We start from the raw sequence: 15,962 nt of genomic DNA, 5'->3' as shown, positions 1-15,962 counted from the left end.
TATGACCAGCCGGCCCGGCCCCCTCCAGGCCGTCCGTCGCCCTGCATATGCTGGTGAAATGCAGCTGGAGTTGAGGCATCTGGAAGCCGTCCGCGCGATAGCGGAAGCGGGCAGCCTGGGGCGTGCGGCGGTTCGGCTCGGGGTCTCCCAGCCCGCCCTCTCCACACAGCTACGGCGTATCGAACAGGTCACGGGCGGCGAGCTGTTCGTCCGCGGCAGGAGCGGCGTCGAGCCCACCCCCCTGGGCGAGTTCGTGTTGTCCGCGGCACGCCGAGTGCTCGGCGAGATGGATGCCCTGACCGCCGGAACGCGTGCCGCCGCACCCCATCCGACGCTGCGGCTCGGCTGTGTCCTGCTCGTCCTGGTGGACCGGTTGTTCGAGTACCTGGAGGAGGAACTGCCCGGCCATGAGGTCGACATCGCCACCGAGCACTCGGCGACCACGCTCACCCGCATGCTCGGTGCCGGGAAGTACGACGCGATCCTGTACGGAGAGGTCGGCGACCACGAAGTGCCGCTCCCCGACGGCGTGGCTGCCCGCACCCTCATCCCGAAGGAACCCGCCTGCGTGCGTCTGTCGGCCACCCACCCCCTGGCCGGGCAGGAGGAGATCGAACTCGCCGACCTGGCGGGCGAAACCTGGACGGCGCTGACCGACGACGACGACGGCGGCCCGGAGGCCATGACCGACGTCTGCCTCCAGGCCGGCTTCACGCCGAAACTGCGCTACCGGATCGCCGATCGCAAGATGCGTTGGGAACTGATCGCCGCCGGACGGGCCATCTCCATGTGCCAGCCCACCTCTCCGCATGTCGAGGGGACGGTCCTGCGCCCGCTGGCCGGCGACCCGCTCACCGAACGCATCCGGATCGCCTGGAACCGGGCCGCAGTCACGGAGCAGCGCGCCCGCCTGCTGTACCGGGCCGCGGGACGCGCGTACCTCGCCAGCATCCCCAACAACACCTTCTACCGCACATGGTGGGAAGCCCGCCCCGAACTCCACCCGGTCCTCGTCTGAGCGCACCGGCAGGCAGCGGGGATGCGGCCTTCGCAGTGCAGGAAGACATCCGGGGGATGGACGGCCCGGGCGGCGGTGCAGCGGACACGGGCGGGCGGAGGCCGGCGGGTTCGCCCTGGGTCAGCTTGTGGGCGGCCTGGCGATGCTGCCGACCGCCTTCGGCCGCGGCGGCAGCAAGAACGACGGCGTTGGCCAGGAAGGAGGGTGAGCCAAGTGGTGAGCTGGCGGGCCGGCCCACCACCGCGAACACCACCCGTAGCGCCAAGCCCGGCAACTGCTTCAGGAAGGCACGGACTTGCCACAAACGGTCTCCTTGCTGTGGCGGGCCTTCACCAGGCCGCTGTCGACCAGAGGATGACGCGTCAAGGGACGGGTGATCCATATGAAATTCACAGGCTGATTCATATGAGATTCACAGACAGCGTTCCTACTGTCCTGCGCATGCCGAGGCCTTCCCCCGAAGAACCAGACAACGCTCTCGTCTCCCGGCTCGTGCCCCGCCGCCGCATGCTGGTCCTGGGCGGCGGGGTCGTGAGGGGGCGAGGCTCCAGGATCGAGGCCGCGCCGGAGCGGCGGGAAGGGGTGGGTCGGTCGGGGGCGGGCACGGTGTCCTCGTTCCTCCGGCCCGCCGACCGGGTCGGCGGTCGTTCGGCCCGCACGCGGATGTGCCCACGAGCTGGGGCCACCGCGAGGAAGGCCCCCCTGTCCGCGGTCTGACGACCAGCCCCGGCAGGGGTCCGTTCTCACCTTGGTCAACCCTTGCGGGGTGAGTTTGTCCGTGTCCGACGCCACACCACCCGGGCGGAGTTCAGCGGGCGGGACGGGTGCTGGACGGCGAGGCTCCGCACCGCCAGTCCGAGGGCTTCCGGCCGCGGAACGTCTCGCCGCTCTCGATCCGCGCCTTGTTCCGGGCGAACTCCCGCTCGACTGCCGACATCTGCCGGGGCGCGCAGCCGGGGTGTCCCCAGCCGACGTCATCCACCAGTGCGGCGCCACGTCGATCGCCGAGTCCCGGGAGTACGCGACCCACCTCCCGCAGGAGGTCCGGGGCCGCTGCCTGGCCACCGACTTCCTCGGCGCCGAACTGCCCGAGGCCCTGGCGCTGGCGGAGGTCGTGGTCTCCCGCAGCGGCGCCGGCACGATCGCCGAGCTGACGGCCCTGGTCAAGCCGTCAGTGCTCACCCCGCCGGCGACGTAGGCCGGCAACGAGCAGACGCACAACGCCCTGCACCTGCAGGAGGCGGGGGCCGCGGTGGCGTTGGTGCGGGAGGCGGTCACGGCGGAGGGCCTGCGTGAGACGGTCGCGCCGGTCCTGGCCTCGGTTGAACGGCGGGAGTCCACGGCGGAGGGCTCGGAGCCTTGGCCGGCCGGATGCGGCGGAGCGGCTGCTCGGCGTCGCCGTGTGAGCTGCAAATACTTGATCACTTTGCCACCTGACATCAGTCGGGTGGGAGCCAGCCCCGGCCGGAGCAGGAACGGCAGTCCTGCCAATGATCGCTCTCAAAAACGTCCCCTTTGCCCCCGCAGTTCCAGCATCGCGCCCACCCAGCACTGCGGTACCGCTGCGCGTCTTCCGATCTGCGTCTCGCCCTCGACAGGTTTCCCACCACAGAAACCACTATGAGCACAATACCGACAAAACGGAGAAAACTACCGCTTGAAGCGCTTTCGGACGACTGGGAACTTATCCCTCCCGCGAAGAACAACAAGACGCCCAAGAGTCCCATTTACTCCCCAGAACCGGATGGGTTCGCATCCTTGCCCGTAGAGCCTTCGACACCCAGCGACATTTCCCCTTTTTATCCCCTTCGGGAGGTTTTCGTGGAATCTCTCCCATCTTGGGCCTTCGCTTCCGCACGGTCTCTTTCATGACCGGAACGGTTCGCGCGTCTCAATCGTGGCCCGGTGCACGGACCGGGACAAGGGTCACGACTACGACAAGCTACCGGACCGCTGTCACCGCGGAGAGCCCCGCGTCGGGATCCGAGACTCCAACTCCCCGAACCGCAGAAGGTCCAGCGCGCGCAACCCTGGTTCGCCCCGCGCGGTCAGCGCCGCGGCCAGGACCTCATCGGCCACTGGTGGTTCGTTCCCGCCGGCCGGCTGCATTGTCTCGTCGCTCACCCGTGCACCGTAGGGCCCGGCGGACGGCCTCCGGGCCAGAACCGCATGGCCCAGCCCACCCGCTCACGCCGTTCCGTTGCCACCGCGCCCTTACCTCAGATCACTCCGCAAGCGATACGGTTGAATGCTGGTTTCACCTGATCTGATGAGCTCCACCGTTCTGGTTCGGCGTTGCGCCGGAACGGGTGGCAGATTCCGTGGTGCACGTCGGTGGCTCATCACCGGCGTCCGCCTCATGCCGCTCGTGCCCGCGGGCGACGACGTCTCCCCGGCCGTGCTCCGTGACATCGCGGTGCGCGCCATCACCGCACTTGTGTTCCCCGAGATTCCGCCCAAGCCCCCCAAGCGGACGAATGTGCGCACTGTCCGCGACACGGGGCGCTTCTGGCCGATCGTCAGGGGGACGCTGCAGGAGCCGGCGTGGAGCCAGGTCAAGGCGAAGACGGCAGAGGCGCGCACCCGTCTGTGGTCCGCCGCCGTTGCCCAACTGTTCTTGCACCGGGGCAACATCCTTTCCGCCCTGGGCTTCTTCGGTGTTCCGGAGACCGCTAAGGGCGCCGGACAGGACCCTCGGTCACTCAAGGTGCTCCTCCTCGGGGCAGAGGCCGGCGACGCGACCGCCTGGGCCGCCCTCGTCCAGCGGATGGCACCGGCGCTGATTCACGCTCCGCAGCCGTTCATCACCGCTGGTCAAGGCAGCGAGGCGGGCGACGGCCGCAAGGGTGTGCGCCGTACTCCCAAAAGCGCCCTCGCCGCCCTCACTCTGGCGTACACGGCAACCAGCGCCCCGGGCATCAGCCGGGCTCTTCTCCTCGCCTTCGCGAAGGCCGTGCTGGAGCACCCGGACGCGACGCAGCCGCCCGAGTCGGAAGACGGCACGCCTCTGATCTGTTACGGAGAGCAGCACTGGGTCAAGGACCGGACGCCGATCACCGCGGGAATGGTGATCGCTCCTGACATCGAGGGCCGGCCCACCGACTACGTCGCCGACAAAGCATGGTTCGACGAGACGTTCCCCGTGGAGCTCGGACACCCGGCCCCGGGCACCCTCGGAGGCACCACCACCTCCCCCACGGCCGGAACGAGCGCGGATCCCACTGTCACCACCGTGCACGGCGCACCGCCGGCCGACCCGCACGACCAACTGGCCACGCTGCGCCGGGAACTGCCCGCCCGTGTCGAACTCGTCGAGGGCGGCTACCAGCAGGCCGTGGACTCCGCCCATACGCTGATGACGGATTTTGAGGAGGCGCACCGCCTGCGAGTCCTGCTCGGAGAGGACGCGCTCCCGGCCGAGCAGCGCATCGAGTGGATGGAGAAACTGACGAAGGTCCGGGCCGCGGCCCAGGCCAGCGTGGCGACGCTCGAACAGGTAGAAGCGCTGATCCTGCAGGTCTGACCGGTGCGGCAGAGCCCGAACCCGTCGTGTGTCGGCGGGCTTCTCGAGGAAGTTGAGGAGCCCGCCTCCTGCTCTCCCCCGAGGGGTGACACGACCGGCTACGTGACAGTTCAGTGGACGTCGGTGACGGCGCTCACCGCGGCGACGACCGGGGCCGTGGCCTGGCCGCCACAGGTGACCATGTTCACGTTCGGCGCGTCGAGGTGGGCATCGCCGTTGACCGGGGGCAGCACGTAGGGACCGATGGCCGCCGGGGTGAGGTCGATCAGGGTGCGGCCGGGTGGGCGCAGCACCTCCTCGTGGCGCTTGTGGGCGTCGGCGGAGGGCGCGTCGAAGACGAGCCTCACGTCGGCGAACTCGTCCATCGTGACGAGACCGTCGATTCCCTCATGGGCGATGACCACCTTCGGGCGGCGAGTGCGGGCCAAGCCGTCAGACTCCGGGTCGATGCCTGCCATCGTGGCGATCTCCAGGGTCTCGGACAACCGCAGCACCTTGATCATGAGGTCGGTTCCGATGTTGCCCGACCCGATGACCGCCACCTCGGTCCGGGGGTTCGTCTCGCTGCTCACGCGTCGTCTCCTTCCCCTCCTTCGGCGGCGAACCCGACCCGCACGGAGCCCAGGTTCGAGATACGGGCTTCGAACGCATCGCCCGGGGCGACCATGGCCGTCGGGCCCAGGGCCCCGGTCGGCACGAGGTCACCGGCCCGCAAGGGGGCACCCATGCCGGCGAGGGCCGAGGCCAGCCAGGCGGCGGCGTTGAGGGGACTGCCGAGGCGGCCGGCGCCGGTCCCCTCGGAGGCCGCCTCGCCGTTGCGGGGCATCGTCATCCGTACGGACCGGAGGCCGGCCGTGCTCAGCGGTACCGGGGGGCCGCCCAGGACGTACAGCCCGCAGGAGGCGTTGTCCGCGACGGTGTCGGTGGTGGAGATGTCCCAGTCCTTGGACCTGGTGATCTCCCACAGAGCGGCAGCCAGGTCTGTCACGTGTACGGGGCAACGGATGTCGTCGGTGAACGAGGTGCCCTGCCGGGTGCCGTCGGCCAGCGCGTGCACCAGCCTCTCGTGCTCGGACCGGCCGTTTCCGATGATCAAGGACGTACGGGCGACGGTCGCCGTGTCGGGGCACAGGAGGCGTACGGCGGTCTCGGCGGTGGCCTTCGCGGCCCCGTAGGGGGTGAGGGGGTCCGGAAGGCAGGACTCGTCACAGCAGTCGCGGCCCGTGCCGGAGAAGACGGGTCGGCAGGGTGTCGGTGCCGCTGTCGTGCGCGGCCCGACTGACGAAGGCGACGGACAGGTCGGCAGCAGTCGCGCCGTACGCACCGACCTGCGGTCCGAGGACGAGGGGCCGGCTGGTCTCAGTGGAGGCGTTGGGGCCACCGGTGGCGCCCCAGGCGGAGCAGTCGGCGCTGGACCGGTATCTGCCTGCCCCTGCCCCTGCCCCTGCCCAGTAGGCCACACACGGCATCAAGATCGAGACAGACCTAATGAAGTCCTATTGGCTGAACGGCTCGCCCTCCGCGGCCGTGCGCCTGCCGCCCGGGCGCCCCATGCCGCGCCCGCCCGTCCGTTCCTTCGCGAGGACGGGGCTCCGCATGCACCCTTCCCGACTTGCACGTGATTACATAATTACGTAATCTCGTCCTCATGGATCTCGAAGAGCGCGTTGCCGAGCTCGAACGGCGCGTGACAGAACTGGAGGGCACGGGCCCGGCCGCGCCCCCCGTGGGAGAAGGCGACTTCTGGGCCCTCGACGCGCTGAAGGCGCGGCATCCGGTGACGCAGGAGGCGGACGGCGCGGTCCTGTTCACCGGGACGGTGCGTGTGCCCACGGGACACCGGTACGAGTGGCAGTACGGCCTCCTCACGGAGACGCTGTTCGACCACGACTGGCAGGACGCCGCCGAGTCGTTCGCCGCGCTCGGCAACCCCGTGCGGCTGCGGCTGCTGCGGGAGATCCTGGGCGGCCTGCGCACCGCTGCCGAGCTGGCCGCGCTCGAGGACGTCGGCACGACCGGCCAGATCTACCACCACCTGCGCCAGCTGACCGGCGCGGGCTGGCTGCACACGCCCGAGCGCGGCCGGTACGAGGTCCCCGCGGGGCGGGTGGTTCCGCTGCTGGTGGTGCTCACGGCCGCGCGTCCCGTCACCTGACCATCACCTGCACGAGGGGGAAGACATGTCGGAGAATCGACGCAAGATCGCTGCGAGGGTCCAGCACGGGCTGTGGCTGATCTTCTTCGTCCAGATCGCCGTCAGACTGTTCGTGGACCTGCCGTACGACTACTGGATGGGCTGGCTGCCCGCACTCGGTGCGATGGCCGTCAGCCTGGTGGGATCACGCTCCGCCCGCCGGAGGATCGACGAGCGGCCCCCGGCGCCGGTGGAGGTCGCGCCCCCGGTCACCGGCCGCTGGTCCGCCCTCAACAGCCCCGCCGACAAGGTGCCGAGCCACGGAACGCACAGCCTCGCACAGACCTACGCCATCGACATCGTGGCCGAGCCGGCGGACGGCCCCTCCCGCCCCGCCCCCGTCTGGTTCTGGCCCGTCGCCCACCGCAACGAGGCCTACCCCGCCTTCGGGGCGTCCCTGCACGCGGTGGCCGACGCCACCGTCGTCCGCGCCCAGGACGGCCAGCGCGACCACCTCAGCCGCAGCTCACTCATCGGTGTTCTGTACTTCTGGCTGATCGAGGGTGCCTGTAGGACGCTCGGCGGGTCCCGCCGCATCGTGGGCAACCACGTCGTCCTCGACCTCGGCGAGGGGACGTACGCCCTGTACGCACACGTCCGGCGCGGCTCGCTCGAGGTCCGGGCGGGCGACAGGGTCGTCGCCGGCCAAGTGCTCGGCCGCTGCGGGAACTCCGGCAACTCGACCCAGCCGCATGTGCACTTCCAGCTGATGGACGGGCCGGACATGGACACGGCGCGCGGTGTGCCGTTCAGCTGGCGCGGGGTCGGAGTGCCCTCCGGGGGCGAGGTGTTCACGGTCGGCGCGGAAGCAGCGGCGCCCACGTCGCCCAGCGGTGCGTGACGCCGGGCCGTATCCGTCACCGGCGCCGTCCCGTCGCCCTCGAGGAGTCACGGGCTGTGCGGCAGCGGGGCGGGGTCGTCGGTGCAGGTGTGCCGGGAAACGGCGTAGCGCACCGGGTCACCGGCCGGCCACGGCGATGACGGCGGCGCCGAGACGATTGCGCGCGGCGTGCGTCGTTTGTGCGGGCCTACGGCTGGCCGTCCATGAGGCCGAGGTCGTTCCATGCTGGCTGGACCTGGCCGGAGGCGCGGCCGGTTTCGGTGTCGGTGAGTTCACCGAGGACGGCCTGGGTGACGGCGACCATGGCGGTGAGGGAGACGGTGCCCTGGACGCCCTCGATGAGCGTGACGATCAGATGACCGGCGTCCTCGGCGAGGGGGGAGGCCCCTCTCCGGCCGCCGCCGGGGCCACGCGAAAGGGACCCGCTCAGGTGGCGACGGCCGTGCGGAACTCCTGCGTCATCTACGGGACCGGACTCGGCCTGTCGGGCGCCGGGTCCGATGGCACATCCGACCTCCCGGCGGATACATGAGCGACCCCCGGACCTGTCAGCCTGGGGGTCGGCACCTGTTCGCGGGCGGAAGGGAGCCTATGCCCGTCCCGGCCGCCGGACGCCTGTGCCACGACTACAGGGCACCTGGAAGGGCCTTGGGCTCGAAGACGTTCTGTGACGCGCTCGGCTGGGGGGTGGTGGACGTCTGGCGCAGTACCCGGGCCAGGTCGCGGTGGATCCGGTCGGCTTCACCACGGACCTGGACGGGGATGTCGCCGCGTTCGGCGACGAGGCGGTCGTAGACGGGGGTCTGCTGGAACACGGTGGGGCGTTTCCTTTCAGCGGACGGTTCACCGGACCAGCGCAGCATACGGGCCCGGCCGTCACTCCCCCTGCCCCAGGCAGACCCTGGGACCCGCCCAGCCGCTGCCCGCCGGACCGTCGCGTTCACCATCGGACTGCCCCGTGTGACGGCCACGGCCTAAGGTGGCGGAATGATTCCGCCTGACGGCCGGACGGCCCTGGACCTGCTGGATGCCCACCTCGAGGCGCTGTGGGGGACGTGGGAGGCGTCGGACGTGCTTCCGGCCGAGCCGCCCGGACTCGCGGCGGAAGGAGCAGGCGAGCTCGTCCACTGGGCCCTCGGCCGGCTCCGGAGCATCCCGCGCGAGCCCAAGGACGCCTTCGCCCGTGAGATCGGCGACCTGATCATGGAATTCCGCTCCCGCCGCAGCCCCTGGAACGCGGCGGCGCTGCGGCTGTTGTACGACCAGTGCATCTTCGTCGCCACCGGCCCGCGGCGGCACGAGGAGTGGACGCATGACGTCCACGCCGTGCTGCACCGGACGGTCACCGATCCCCGCGGCTGGCTCCGGCTGGACATGGACTGCCCCGACCCCGCCCGCCAGGACGTGCCCGCCTACCCCTTCGACCCGCCGGCCCCGGCCGACATGCGCGCCCACCTGCATCCCCTGAACGCCCGGGCGGCAGCCGCCGCGCTGGCCGTCATGGCGGAGGAATGGCAGTCGGAGCAGGTCCCCGTCCGCTCCCGTCCGGACCGGGACGCCCTGCTGGCGGACGCCCGGTTGCTGCTCGAGCGGTACGGGCCCGGCGCGCACTACTGGACCAATGCGACGGCCGCCGCCTCCACCCCGGCCCCCGACTTCCTCGCCTCAGGGCTCCAGGGCACTGAATCCCACCGTTTCCACACCACTGAATACATCGCCGGCCTCGACATCTTCGAGGACCTGGGCGTGATCGCGGTGAACGACGAAGAGGTGGGCGTCTTCTGGTCCTTCGGGGCGTACTGACAACCACCGCACGAAGGCTGCTGGAACGCAGCGGCCCGCCCTGGGTCCGCAGCACCACCGAGTGCTTCGCGGATGTCGTCCACACATTTCGCGTGAGCGAACTCGTTGGTGCAGGCCCGTGGGAGCCTTACGGACGGACATCGCACAACTGTTCGTCCATGAGTGTCATCATGACCTTCTCGGTGTCGGGGCCGCCGTCACTGGTCACGTACACCGAAACGGACCGGGTTCCGTCGTGGGTGATGCCGGCCCAGGCCCGGTAGCCGAGGAGTTCACCGCGGTGGCCGAAGTAGCTGCCGCCGCAGGTGAGCGGAATCTGTGCCAGTCCGAGGCCGTACTTCAGTCCTTTCCCCAGTTCGGTGGCGGGCACGGTGGCCGTCATCTCGTCGAACTGCTCCGCGTCCAGCAGATAGCCGCCGAAGAGGGCCGTGTAGAACCGGTTCAAGTCGTGGGTGGTGCTGATGACCGAGCCGGACCCGGAGGCCATGCTCGGATCGAGCAGCGTCACGTCGGTGCCGGGGCCCCCGCCGTCACCGGCTCCGAACGCGGTGTAGGCGTGAGCGTGCGGACCCAGGACGAAGGGGAAGGTGCCGGGGACGCTGGTGTCCTGCAGTCGGAGCGGACGGATGATCCGGTCGGTGACCTCGCGTTCCCAGCTCCGGCCGGTGATCTGTCGGACGAGCATCGCTGCGAGTACGTAGTTGGTGTTGGAGTAGGACCATGCGGGGTCTGTGCCCGCGTGGGCAGAGGGAGGCGCGGGCCGTTGCCGTAGGGCCATGCCCACGAGCTCCTCGGGGCTGTAGGTGCGCATCCGCTCGGCTCGGTAGCCTTCCGCACTGCTCATGGAGGGAACCTTCGGGATGTCAGGGATACCGCTGGTGTGCTGGAGCAGGTCCCGAACGGTGACCCGGTTCCCGTCGTAGCCGTTGCCACGGACGACGCCCGGCAGCCACTGTTCGACCGTGTCGCTCAGCGACACCCTCCCCTCGCCCACCAGTTGCAGCACGACCACGGCGGTGAACGTTTTGGTCGCGCTGCCTATCCGGAACCGGCCCTCTGCCGGCACCGGCCTTGCCGTACCCCAGCGGGCCGCCCCGGCACTGTCGGAAAGGCGTACGCCCGGAGACAGCACCTCGGCGGAGACGCCCACGACACCCGTGTCGTGGATTGCCTCGACCTGGCGGGAGAGAACATCGTCGTGCCGTGCCGCCACCGCGGCGGCAGGACTGGGCGATGCGGAGAGAAGCACGGTTGTGGTCAGGGCGGTCAGGGCGAGCAGCCCCAGCCGCCGATTTCCTGTCACGTACACCAAGAGCCCCCTTGTCGTCCCGCCGACGTGTAGGGACGCTCGCGGGTCGACGGCCGGCGCATCGTCCCGTTCGGATGCGGTAGTTGTCGGACATCCCACCAGCCGGGTGAGGTCCGGCCCAGCCTGCTGCCCCCAGCAGGGTCGGCCGTGCCAGCCCCCAGGCGGTGCCGGAAGCCCTCCCTACCCGAATCCTGAGGGCAGCCCCCTTGCCTGTCCCGATCACGACCCCAGTAGGGCCGGTCACAGTTCGTGACACAGGTCCGGTTCACCGAAACCTCGGCGGTCGCGGTTCAGGACCCGGGCGAGGCGGTGGCGGTTCCGCTCGAACCCGGGTGGAACCCCGGTCGCGACGTCGGCGGGCGCCGCGACCGGGACGCGGCTCAGCTGATCGGGCCGAAGATCTCGGTGCGGTCGAAGTCGGCATCCATGCCGTCCAGCACCGCTCCCAGTTGCTTCTCCTCGTACTTGAAGTGCGTCTCCATGACCGCCTCGATCCCGTCCAGATGACGGTGTGCCACCTCCGGGTCGGTCGAGTCGGCCACCGCCTTCTGCAATCCGCCGATGAGGTGCTCAATCATGTTGTGGTCCTGAGTCAGCTTCGCAACCACCGGCGCCAGGTCGGGTCGCGCCCGTACCAGTTCCGGGAACAGCGAACCGTCCTCGGCTCGATGGTGGCCGGACAGGGCAGCGCAGAACCCGTGGCAGAACAACAGCAGGTCGGTGGCGGCGTCGGCGGGGTCGCCACCGTCCAGTCCCGCCCGCGCCAGCGCCAGCGCGTTGCGCAGCTTGCCGTGCACCCGCTGCAGCTCCCCGCCCCAGGCGGTGACGCGGTCAGTCGGCAAGAACGCCCTCCTGCCGCAGCCAGGCCGCGCACGCGGTCGTCCAGGACGCGGTGTGCGGCTCGCGCGCAATGAACTTATGCGGCTCGCCGCCGTATTCCACGCCGTCGGCCAGGCCGATACCGTGGCTGCCGCCCGGGTAGACGTGCAACTCCACCGGTACCGCGGCCGCCGCCAGCGCCCGGGTCCACTCCAGGGCGTTGGGCAGGCCCGGCGGGTCCTGGGCGGTGGCCCACACGAAGGTCGGGCACACCGACGCGTCCACGTGCTTGGCCGGGGACAGTTCGTCCTTGATGGGCAGCAGGTCGCCGAGCAGGTTCTCGACCACCGGCGGCGGGAGCAGGTCGAGGTCGGCCAGCGCATAGGCCAGGATCGCGAAGTCCGGTCGGGGCGGGTCGGCGACGCCCTCCTCGATGGACAGGACCCGGCCGGTCATGAGCAGGCCGGCGAGTTGGCCGCCCGCGCTCGATCCGATGACGCCGACCCGGCCGACCTCGAGGCCGTGGTCGCCGTTGCGGATGTGGTCCAACCCGGCCCGGGCGTCTTCGAGCGGGGCCGGGAACCGGTCCGGCAGCAGCCGGTAGGACAGGACGAAGGCGTGGATGCCGATGCCGGACAGCCAGCGCGCGTAGCCTTCGCCCTCGTGCGCTGGAAGTTCCCGGAAGCCGCCGCCGGGCAGGACGAGGACGGCGGGTCGGGGGCCGAAGAACCGGTCCTCGGCGGGGTAAAGCGTGATCTTCTGTGAAATTGGGGTGGGAATGGCCGCGGCCACCTCTCGATACGGCGCCTCCATGCCTGACGATCCATCCGCCACCGGCACGCGACGCTGCCTGAAACTATAACCGCCAGGATCGGATGGGCAGTTGCGTCGAGTTGCGGCAATGGCGTCAGGGTGAGCACGCGGTCTCCGAGGACCGCGAGCCGGTGTCATCGCCTCACACGTCGTTCTCGGCAACGTCAGGCCCTGTCACGCCTCGTGGGGTAAGCGACCTTCGCCAGGACGAGGGCGTTCGACTCGTCCCTCATGGCGCCCGGAGCCCCGGCTCCATGGCCCGCACTCCGTCGGCCCGTGGCCACATCGTCTCCGCCCCTCACTCGAACGCGCCAAACACCGAGAAGCCCATGCCGAGCGAGCCGACGGCCTTCGGGCAGCGCAGGTCAGTCGTCCTTCCTTCCTCGCCGTGGCGTCACGAGCCGGCCCGCCCCGCCCGCCAGGCTCGGCGGAGGGGGGCAGGATGCGGGCGCTGAAGGTGGGTTCGGCGAGGTCGACGGTGATGTCGGCGTCCTCGAAGTCGAGGGCCTGCCCGGTGAAGGGGAACCACGCCTTGAAGACGGCTTCCTCCATGCAGAACAGCAGCCGGTTCCAGCGGGGGCCAGGGTCCGCCGCCGCGAGGAGCCGCAGGTGACTCCGTTCCGTCGCCGGCGAGGTCGCTTCGAGGATCCCCTCGGGCAGCGGCGCGTGGGGTTCCGCGTCGATGCCGATCGGCGCGTACTCCGTGGCTCTGCCCAGAACCGCGCCCCGGTACCCGGTGCAGTGCGGTGAGGCTCCCGGCGACCTCTTCCGGCCAGCGGGGTGCGCCGCCGTCGCCGGGCATGACGGGGCCGGGGACAGGCGCAGGCCGGCGAGGGCCCGGCGGGCACGCATCCGTACGGTGGTGAACTCCCGTCTCCTGGACTCCACCACGTTCCGGACGACCGCCCCCTTCTCCGGGTGGAGAGTGGCGTCGACCGGGTCGTCGGAGGCCTCCGCGTACGTGAGGCCGGCCGGGAGGATCCGCTCGATCACGGCGCGCTCCTCGGCACGAGAACCGGGCGCGGCACGTTCCTGGGGTGGCCGGGTCGCTTCCACTCCCTGGGGTAGCCGACCGACACCTCTTCGAACCGCACGCCGTCGTGCCGGGTGGTCCGGGGAATGTGGAGGTGGCCGTAGACGGCCACGGCGGTGTTGAACCGGCGATGCCAGTCCGCCGTGCGTTCCGTCCCGCACCACTGGGCGAACTCCTGGTGCCTCAGGATCCTCGTGGGCTCCCTCAGCAGGGGCCAGTGGTTGACCAGGACGAGCGGGACGCCGGGGTCGCACGCGGCGAGGCGCCGCTCGGTGTAGGCGACCCGTGCCGCGCACCAGTCCTCACGGCTGGCGTACGGGTCGGGGTGCAGGAAGAACTCGTCGGTGCACACCACCCCCGCCTCGTAGGCCTGGGCGAGCGACGCCTCCTTGTTCGCGGCCGTGGGGGTGCGGAAGGTGTAGTCGTACAGCAGGAAGAGGGGCGCGACGCGGACCGGGCCGCCGCCCCCCTCCCACAGGGCGTACGGGTCCTCGGGGGTGAGCACGCCCAGATCGCGGCAGACGTCCACCAGGTACTGGTACCGCTCGACGCCCCGCAACTGGACCGGGTCCATCTTCGGGGTCCACAGCTCGTGGTTGCCCGGGCTCCAGATCACTCGGGCGAACCTCTCGCTGAGCGTCCGCAGGGCCCAGGTGATCTGCTCGGTCAGCTCCCCCACGTCACCGGCCACGATCAGCCAGTCGCCGTCCGAGGACGGGCGGAGCCCTTCGACGATCTGCCTGTTCTCCGCGTGGGCGACGTGCAGGTCGCTGATGGCGAGGAGCTGCGGCCGGCGCTCGCTCACTGTCCCTCCCCCTCGGCCGCGACCGCCGCGTCGGCCTCGCCGAACCGGAAGAAGGTCCGGTAGAGGTCGAGTCGGTGGTCGAGTATCGGTGCTTCATACAGTACCGGGTGGCCGAGCGCCGCGGCCGCCCGCAGCAGCGCGGTCTCCCTCGGCTTCGTGATCACGCCGGCTCCCACGCACCGCGGCGGGAGGTCCTGCGGGGAGAACGGCACCGGGTCGTCGGCGCGCATGCCGAGCGGGGTCGCGTTGACCACCAGGCCCGCGTCCGTGAACACGGGCGTACGGCTCCCCTCCGCCCGGCCCGGCCGGTACGCGTCGAGCCGCGCGACAAGCGCGTCCAGCTTGCCGGCGTCCGGGGCGTGCAGGGGCACCCGCGCCACGCCCGCCGGCAGCAGGGCCGCCGCGATCGCACTCCCGGCCCCACCGGCGCCGACGACCGTGACGCGCATCCCCTCGGGGCGGTGTCCCGCCTCGGCCAGTCCGGTCACGGACCCGATGCCGTCCAGGTTCCCGGCGGTCCAACGACCGTCCGGTTCGCGCCGCAGCGCGTTGACGGTGCCGGAGGCCGCGACGGCCGGGCTGACCTCGTCCGCGAGGCGCAGGCCAGCCGCCTTGTGCGGAATGGCCACGAGCATCCCGTCGAGATTGTCCGTCTTCCGTAGCCCCTGGAAGACCTCAGTGAAGGCGTCCGACCGGACGCGTACCGGAAACAACACCGAATTCAAGCCAAGAGCGGCGAACAGCAGATCAAGGAGGGACGGCGCCCGTACTTGGGCGACCGGGTCACCGACCACGGCATAGAGACGGGCCGCCCCCGAAATCGACAGAGCCCGAGAAGATCTGTTCTCCACGGGTCAGCCCTTTCCCACCGGGGTCCCGCGGTCCCGCGCGGAGACCTGCCGAGTCACGACCGTCAACACGGGGGACGCCGAGCCACCTCGGAGGGACGACTCCGCTCCCTCCCCCGGGAGACCGTGGAACTGTCTCCGCCCACCCACGAATGAAAAACGAAGATGCCCTACCTGCTGCACATCGACTCCTCCGCCCTCCCCCACCGATCGGTCTCCCGTGACGTCGCGGCCACCTTCCCGTCCGCGCGGCAGAAGGAGAACCCCGAACGCGGCCTCCTGGGCGAGCGCCTCGGTACGCCGGCGGGGCACGACGACCTCGGCGTCCACCTCGATGCGCAGACCGCAGGATTCCGCGTAACCGACGACGTGTCCGAGGGGGAAGACCGACGACCCGGCGCTCGACCATAAGCTCGACCAGGAGGTGCCGGCGGGCCTGGACGTGCATCTGGTGCCGGACGACTACGCGACCCGCAAGACTCCGGCGGGCAAGACCTGGCTGGTGGCCCGTCCCCGCTTCCATCTGCACCTCACGCCCACCGCATCGTCCTGGCTGAACCTGGTCGAGCGGTGGTTCGCAGAGCTGACGAACAAGCGGATACGGCGAGGAGTCCACGGAAGCGTCCAGGCGCTGGAGAAGGACATCCGTACCTGGATCGCCGCATGGAGCACCGATCCCGCCCCCTACGTGTGGACCAAGACCGCGGACGAGATCCTCGAACGCCTCGCCGGCCGTCCGAACAGAATTCCCGGCTCGGAAGACCAGGGCCGCGGGCAGGGCCGTTGGAGAAGGTGGCGGACGTCTTGCAGTACGAAGGCGTCTGCCTGGCCTTGATGACGCAGCCCGCAGCCGGTAAGAGCGCTTCTCGGCGAGGCTGCAGCGGCCACTGGCTTCGCTGACGGTGGTGCACTTGCTGTCATTTCAGCTGTCCGTCACACCGTAGACGTGCGCGCTG

Annotated in this window: 15 protein-coding genes and 2 pseudogenes; 8 read left to right on the top strand and 9 right to left on the bottom strand. The window is 70.5% G+C overall.

The genetic code is table 11. The features are described 5' to 3' along the window. The first annotated feature begins 58 nt into the window (after window positions 1-58). The 3 genes from ACZ4V6_RS06470 (at window position 59) to ACZ4V6_RS06460 (ending at window position 4,541) form a co-directional block, all read left to right on the top strand. A complete protein-coding gene (locus ACZ4V6_RS06470; RefSeq protein ID WP_467823041.1) occupies window positions 59-1,018 on the top strand; it encodes a LysR family transcriptional regulator in 960 nt (319 codons plus the stop codon). 958 nt (window positions 1,019-1,976) lie between these two features. Then, a complete protein-coding gene (locus ACZ4V6_RS06465) occupies window positions 1,977-2,216 on the top strand; it encodes a glycosyltransferase (protein WP_467823039.1) in 240 nt (79 codons plus the stop codon). A gap of 1,071 nt (window positions 2,217-3,287) precedes the next feature. Continuing rightward, on the top strand, window positions 3,288-4,541 hold the full coding sequence (locus ACZ4V6_RS06460; protein WP_467823037.1) for a hypothetical protein: 1,254 nt from the start codon (window positions 3,288-3,290) through the stop codon (window positions 4,539-4,541). Between the two features lie 113 nt (window positions 4,542-4,654). Here ACZ4V6_RS06460 and ACZ4V6_RS06455 read toward each other — a convergent pair. Continuing rightward, window positions 4,655-5,113, bottom strand: a pseudogene (locus tag ACZ4V6_RS06455) (acetaldehyde dehydrogenase (acetylating)); the annotation flags it as partial. Next, a pseudogene (locus tag ACZ4V6_RS06450) lies at window positions 5,110-5,778 on the bottom strand (fumarylacetoacetate hydrolase family protein); the annotation flags it as partial. The pseudogenes ACZ4V6_RS06450 and ACZ4V6_RS06455, both read right to left, overlap by 4 nt. Before the next feature lie 411 nt (window positions 5,779-6,189). On the opposite strand from ACZ4V6_RS06450, the gene ACZ4V6_RS06445 reads away from it, so the two are divergent. Together ACZ4V6_RS06445 and ACZ4V6_RS06440 are read left to right on the top strand one after the other, a co-directional pair. Beyond that, the gene (locus tag ACZ4V6_RS06445) at window positions 6,190-6,696 is read left to right on the top strand and encodes an ArsR/SmtB family transcription factor (protein ID WP_467823035.1); all 507 of its coding nucleotides are present in this window, start codon (window positions 6,190-6,192) and stop codon (window positions 6,694-6,696) included. Between the two features lie 25 nt (window positions 6,697-6,721). Then, on the top strand, window positions 6,722-7,576 hold the full coding sequence (locus ACZ4V6_RS06440) for a M23 family metallopeptidase (RefSeq protein ID WP_467823032.1): 855 nt from the start codon (window positions 6,722-6,724) through the stop codon (window positions 7,574-7,576). Between the two features lie 626 nt (window positions 7,577-8,202). Here the strand turns inward: ACZ4V6_RS06440 and ACZ4V6_RS06435 are convergent. Continuing rightward, on the bottom strand, window positions 8,203-8,391 hold the full coding sequence (locus ACZ4V6_RS06435; protein ID WP_467823030.1) for a hypothetical protein: 189 nt from the start codon (window positions 8,389-8,391) through the stop codon (window positions 8,203-8,205). A 172-nt stretch (window positions 8,392-8,563) separates the two neighbouring features. Between ACZ4V6_RS06435 and ACZ4V6_RS06430 the strand changes: the two genes are divergently transcribed. Continuing rightward, window positions 8,564-9,379, top strand: coding sequence for a hypothetical protein (locus ACZ4V6_RS06430; RefSeq protein ID WP_467823027.1), 816 nt, complete (start codon window positions 8,564-8,566; stop codon window positions 9,377-9,379). A 127-nt stretch (window positions 9,380-9,506) separates the two neighbouring features. On the opposite strand, the gene ACZ4V6_RS06425 is transcribed toward ACZ4V6_RS06430, so the two are convergent. The 6 genes from ACZ4V6_RS06425 to ACZ4V6_RS06400 all read right to left on the bottom strand — a co-directional run bounded on the left by ACZ4V6_RS06425 (window position 9,507) and on the right by ACZ4V6_RS06400 (window position 15,009). Then, complete coding sequence (locus tag ACZ4V6_RS06425; protein ID WP_467823164.1) at window positions 9,507-10,688, bottom strand: serine hydrolase domain-containing protein; 1,182 nt, start codon at window positions 10,686-10,688, stop codon at window positions 9,507-9,509. A 380-nt stretch (window positions 10,689-11,068) separates the two neighbouring features. Then, window positions 11,069-11,530 (bottom strand): hemerythrin domain-containing protein, encoded by a 462-nt coding sequence (locus ACZ4V6_RS06420; protein ID WP_382870784.1) that lies wholly within the window; start codon window positions 11,528-11,530, stop codon window positions 11,069-11,071. Beyond that, entirely contained in the window at window positions 11,520-12,320 is an 801-nt protein-coding gene (locus tag ACZ4V6_RS06415) for an alpha/beta hydrolase (protein WP_467823024.1), read from the bottom strand. Before ACZ4V6_RS06415 ends, ACZ4V6_RS06420 begins: the two co-directional genes overlap by 11 nt. Window positions 12,321-12,494: 174 nt before the next feature. Then, on the bottom strand, window positions 12,495-13,172 hold the full coding sequence (locus ACZ4V6_RS06410) for a 4'-phosphopantetheinyl transferase family protein (protein WP_467823161.1): 678 nt from the start codon (window positions 13,170-13,172) through the stop codon (window positions 12,495-12,497). A 137-nt stretch (window positions 13,173-13,309) separates the two neighbouring features. Then, window positions 13,310-14,158, bottom strand: a complete 849-nt coding sequence (locus ACZ4V6_RS06405) for a metallophosphoesterase family protein (protein WP_467823022.1) — start codon at window positions 14,156-14,158, stop codon at window positions 13,310-13,312. Next, a complete protein-coding gene (locus ACZ4V6_RS06400; RefSeq protein WP_467823020.1) occupies window positions 14,155-15,009 on the bottom strand; it encodes a shikimate dehydrogenase family protein in 855 nt (284 codons plus the stop codon). The genes ACZ4V6_RS06405 and ACZ4V6_RS06400 overlap by 4 nt, the downstream gene beginning before the upstream one ends. 162 nt (window positions 15,010-15,171) lie before the next feature. Here ACZ4V6_RS06400 and ACZ4V6_RS06395 point away from each other — a divergent pair, with 162 nt between their 5' ends. Together ACZ4V6_RS06395 and ACZ4V6_RS06390 are read left to right on the top strand one after the other, a co-directional pair. Beyond that, window positions 15,172-15,417, top strand: a complete 246-nt coding sequence (locus ACZ4V6_RS06395; protein WP_467823017.1) for a hypothetical protein — start codon at window positions 15,172-15,174, stop codon at window positions 15,415-15,417. A 13-nt stretch (window positions 15,418-15,430) separates the two neighbouring features. Next, window positions 15,431-15,841: a hypothetical protein gene (locus ACZ4V6_RS06390; protein ID WP_467823016.1), complete on the top strand. Its 411-nt coding sequence runs from the start codon at window positions 15,431-15,433 to the stop codon at window positions 15,839-15,841. Window positions 15,842-15,962 lie beyond the last annotated feature (121 nt).

The organism is Streptomyces sp. NPDC029152 (assembly GCF_055564355.1).
Note: the sequence above shows the minus strand (reverse complement) of the source record. Positions and strands in the feature narration are given on the sequence as shown.

Excerpts from the sequence above, each read along its gene's own strand:
- ACZ4V6_RS06415 (WP_467823024.1), bottom strand. The coding sequence starts at position 12,320 with ATGGAGGCGCCGTATCGAGAGGTGGCCGCGGCCATTCCCACCCCAATT.
- ACZ4V6_RS06460 (WP_467823037.1), top strand. The coding sequence starts at position 3,288 with ATGAGCTCCACCGTTCTGGTTCGGCGTTGCGCCGGAACGGGTGGCAGA.
- ACZ4V6_RS06395 (WP_467823017.1), top strand. The coding sequence starts at position 15,172 with ATGCCCTACCTGCTGCACATCGACTCCTCCGCCCTCCCCCACCGATCG.
- ACZ4V6_RS06430 (WP_467823027.1), top strand. The coding sequence starts at position 8,564 with ATGATTCCGCCTGACGGCCGGACGGCCCTGGACCTGCTGGATGCCCAC.
- ACZ4V6_RS06440 (WP_467823032.1), top strand. The coding sequence starts at position 6,722 with ATGTCGGAGAATCGACGCAAGATCGCTGCGAGGGTCCAGCACGGGCTG.
- ACZ4V6_RS06470 (WP_467823041.1), top strand. The coding sequence starts at position 59 with ATGCAGCTGGAGTTGAGGCATCTGGAAGCCGTCCGCGCGATAGCGGAA.
- ACZ4V6_RS06445 (WP_467823035.1), top strand. The coding sequence starts at position 6,190 with ATGGATCTCGAAGAGCGCGTTGCCGAGCTCGAACGGCGCGTGACAGAA.
- ACZ4V6_RS06410 (WP_467823161.1), bottom strand. The coding sequence starts at position 13,172 with ATGCGTGCCCGCCGGGCCCTCGCCGGCCTGCGCCTGTCCCCGGCCCCG.